Source organism: Algibacter sp., assembly GCF_049667265.1.
GTDB lineage: Bacteria > Bacteroidota > Bacteroidia > Flavobacteriales > Flavobacteriaceae > Algibacter_B.
On sequence record NZ_JBATHX010000306.1, the window covers coordinates 1 to 4,009 of the forward strand.

General features: G+C 35.1%; 4 protein-coding genes. 3 read left to right on the forward strand and 1 reads right to left on the reverse strand.

Annotated elements, in window-relative coordinates:
• From WBN21_RS11035 to WBN21_RS11045, 3 genes are all read left to right on the forward strand, one after another.
• On the forward strand, nt 1-1,230 hold a 1,230-nt coding region (locus WBN21_RS11035; protein WP_424200237.1), incomplete at its 5' end, for a DUF1800 family protein.
• Nucleotides 1,231-1,257: 27 nt separating this feature from the next.
• On the forward strand, nt 1,258-2,652 hold the full coding sequence (locus tag WBN21_RS11040) for a DUF1501 domain-containing protein (protein WP_424200239.1): 1,395 nt from the start codon (nt 1,258-1,260) through the stop codon (nt 2,650-2,652).
• A 53-nt stretch (nt 2,653-2,705) separates the two neighbouring features.
• Nucleotides 2,706-3,404, forward strand: coding sequence for a T9SS type A sorting domain-containing protein (locus WBN21_RS11045; RefSeq protein ID WP_424200241.1), 699 nt, complete (start codon nt 2,706-2,708; stop codon nt 3,402-3,404).
• Nucleotides 3,405-3,489: 85 nt separating this feature from the next.
• Here WBN21_RS11045 and trhA read toward each other — a convergent pair.
• Nucleotides 3,490-4,009, reverse strand: a 520-nt coding sequence (gene trhA, locus WBN21_RS11050) for a PAQR family membrane homeostasis protein TrhA (RefSeq protein ID WP_424200243.1), incomplete at its 5' end; no start/stop codon positions are given.

Sequence of the window (4,009 nt, forward strand, 5' to 3'; positions counted from 1 at the left end):
TTTGGAAATTTCAAAAACCTATTGAAAGACATGGCTTTGCACCCAATGATGGGTATTTATTTAAGTCACTATAACAATCCAAAAAGTAATCCAGACGAAAACACCCATCCAGATGAGAATTTTGCTAGAGAAATTATGCAATTATTTACCATTGGACTTTATGAATTAAACCAAAATGGTACCTATATTTTAGATGGTAACGGCGATAGAATTCCTACTTACAATAACGACGATATTAAAGAATTTGCTAAAATCTTCACAGGTTTAGGAGCCGGCGCAGTCATAGAAAACCCTTGGGGCGTTACGCCGCAATTTGGTGTAAACCAATATTTAGCGTTAAAAGATACTCCCATGGCCATGTACGATGAATTTCATGAACCTGGAGAAAAAAAATTGCTTAACGGTCAAGTAGTACCAAGTGGACAATCGGGAATTCAAGATATAGAATCGGGAATTGATAATTTATTCAACCATCAAAATGTGGGTCCGTTTATAGCTTTACGGCTTATTCAACAGTTGGTAAAATCTAATCCATCAGCGGCATATATTTCTAGAGTAAGTACGGCTTTTAATAATACAAAAGGGGTTCGCGGTGATATGAAAGCGGTCATAAAAGCTATTTTATTAGATGATGAAGCCAGAAGTTGTAGTTGGATGGAAAACCCAACAAGTGGCAAATTAATAGAGCCTATGCTTCGGTATTTTAACGTTGCAAGACAATTGGATTTAGATAATGAAGAAAGCGAAAACTGGAATGTAGCCTATAATTTTTACCAAGCCACAGGGCAATCTTCTTTAGCAGCACCACATGTTTTTAATTTCTTTTTACCGGCTTATGTACCAAATACTGAATTTACAAATGCCAATTTGGTAGGCCCAGAATTTGAAATACATAATTCGGCTACAAGTATCAATTATATAAATGAGGTTGATTTATGGACATTTCCGCAGTATTACTCCATTCTAGATACCTGGGATTTAGATATGGAAGGCCGACCCTTAGATTTTGAAGCTTTAAAATATTATGCAAAAGATAGCGAAGTTCTGATTAATCAATTAGACAAATTATTTACACGTGGGCAATTATCAAATGAAACAAAACAACTCATTATAAATGCTGTTGACCCGATTGTAAATGATTGGAATGCCGATTTTCAATATACCGATTTAAGAGTAAAAATGGCCTTATACCTGATACTCATAAGTCCGGATTATACCATCCTTAAATAGCAAAAAATGACTGCCCATAAAAAACATATGTCGAGAAGAAAATTTATTGGAGACTCCTGTGCTGCACTAGGTTACACGACGCTATTTTCGTCTTTAATAAACTTAAAAGCTATGGCAGCATCCGCCATGGATAACACCTCGCTTATTACACTTGGTGGCGATTATAAAGCCCTTGTGTGTGTATTACTTGGTGGTGGAAACGATTCGTTTAACATGCTAATTCCCAAAGGGAATACGGAATATAATGAATATGCAACTACCCGATCAAATTTAGCCATTCCGCAAAATGATGTGTTGCAAATAAATCCTATAACTACCGATGGAAGAACCTTTGGATTGCACCCATCTATGCCAGATATGCAACAATTATTTGAGAATGGAAATTTAGCTTTTCTTTCTAACGTAGGAACTTTAATAGAGCCTTCAAGTAAAACAGATCTTTTAAATGGTGTTGTAAAAACACCTTTGGGTTTATTTTCGCATGCCGATCAAATTCAGCAATGGCAAACAGGCCGCCCACATGAAAGAACAAATACAGGTTGGGGAGGAAAAATTGCAGATTTAGTGCAAAGCATGAATGCCAATCAAAATATATCCATGAATATCTCCTTAGGAGGAAGTAATATCTTTCAACGCGGACATGATATTATTCCTTATTCCATTAGTAATAATGGTAGTATTGGGATAAATGGGTATGGTGGATCTGGGCAATTTAACGAGCTTAAAACGGCAGCATTAAATACCATGTTAGAAAGAGATTATCAAGATATTTATAAAAACGCATACAAAAGCACCATCAAAACATCCAACGAGGCCAATTTAGAGTTTCAAGGTGCTATTGACGGTATTTCAGATTTCAGCACCATACTGCCGGTGTATAATAATTTAGCAGCACAATTTAGAATGGTTGCAAAAACTATCGCTTCAAGAGATACTTTAGGATTTTCCAGACAGATATTTTTCGTTGACATTGGTGGTTGGGATCATCATGATGAACTACTAATAAATCAAAGCAATAAATTGGCTGAAGTTAATCAAGCTTTAAAATATTTTAATGATGTGATGACAGAGTTAAATGTAAATGATTGCGTAACCACTTTTAGTATTTCGGATTTTGCAAGAACGCTCACCTCGAATGGGAATGGAACAGATCATGCTTGGGGTGGAAACACATTTATGATGGGCGCAGCAGTTAACGGAAAAGATATTTATGGAAGTTTTCCAAGCTTAGATTTAAATAGCGACCTCATGGTTGATGGTAGTGTCATTATTCCTACTACAGCCGCCGATTTATATATGGCTGAATTAGCCTTATGGTTTGGTGTTCCAGCATCCGAGCTTGCCACAGTTTTACCAAATATTTCAAATTTTTATGATACAGCTTCTGGTGTTGCACCATTAGGTTTTATGAATACGTTATGATGAAAAAACAAAGTATATCCCTATTCCTTTTTGCGATGTTGAGTGTCCAGCTCATGCAATCGCAATGCTATCCAGACAGGCATAGCACAAACTGGTTTGATGGTTGGGTATCTTGTAATATTTCTCAAAACCCAATAACGTCATACGGAGAAACGCATTGGATCATGTATGATTTAGGTTATGATTATATTTTAAATGAAACCAAATTTTGGAATGCTAACGAGCCTAAAAACTTAAACTATGGCATTAATGCATATAATTTAGATTATTCATTGGACGGCGTTACATGGGTGAATTTAGGCGAATTTAATATGGAACAAGCCTCAGGATTATCAACCTATGAAGGTGATGAAGGGCCTGATTTTAATTCTGCGAAAGCGCGATACGTATTAATTACACCAAGCTCTAATTATGGTGGTAGCTGTTATGGATTAAGTGAATTAAAAATTTCAGTAACCGATCCGTTTTTAGATATCTCGGAAGAAGATGGTTTTAATGCATCCGTTTACCCAAATCCGTTTGTTGACGATATTTCTTTAAGAATTGCTGCCTTAGATGAAAGCACCCCTTTAGCTTATACATTATATGATATTTTAGGCCGTTCCATTATTGAAAATAGTTTAACGATGACGGAAGGAAATGATACGTATCAATTAGCGTTAAACGGAAAAAATTTATCCATTGGAATTTACATTTTAAAAGTGATTCAAAATGGGAAAGAACAATCGTTTAAACTGATTAAGAGAAAATAACAAACTACTTCAAGACAAGTACTTGAATACTAAATTCCAAAAAACAAAAAGCTAAATTCCAAAAAGTCAACAGTCAGCTATGTCATTAAATGACATAATTGTAAATCATGAGGAAGTGAAAAATAGCACCGGCTAACACAAACAAATGCCAAATAACATGATTAAATGGTATTTTTTGAACGGCGTAAAAAACAATACCAACCGTATAAGACAGACCACCTGCAAATAGAAATAAAATGCCATGATCACCCATTTCACTTGATAAGTTTGAAAAATCGAAAATAATAAGCCAACCCATTACTAAATAAAGTAAGGTTGAAAACACTTCAAATCTTCCTGTAAAAAATAGTTTTAAAATAACACCAAAAGCAGCAATCCCCCAAACCACGAAAAAAAGTGTCCAACCTAAAGTTTGCTCCAGAGAAATTAGGCAAACCGGCGTATAGGTTCCTGCAATTAAAAAGTAAATACTTATGTTGTCTATAATTCTGAAATAATGCCTATACTTCTCCCCTTTTGCAGCATGATAAAAAGTTGAAGCCGTAAAAAGAACAATGATGGAAACCCCATAAACAATAACGCTAAATAAGCTCCAATCTGTTTTA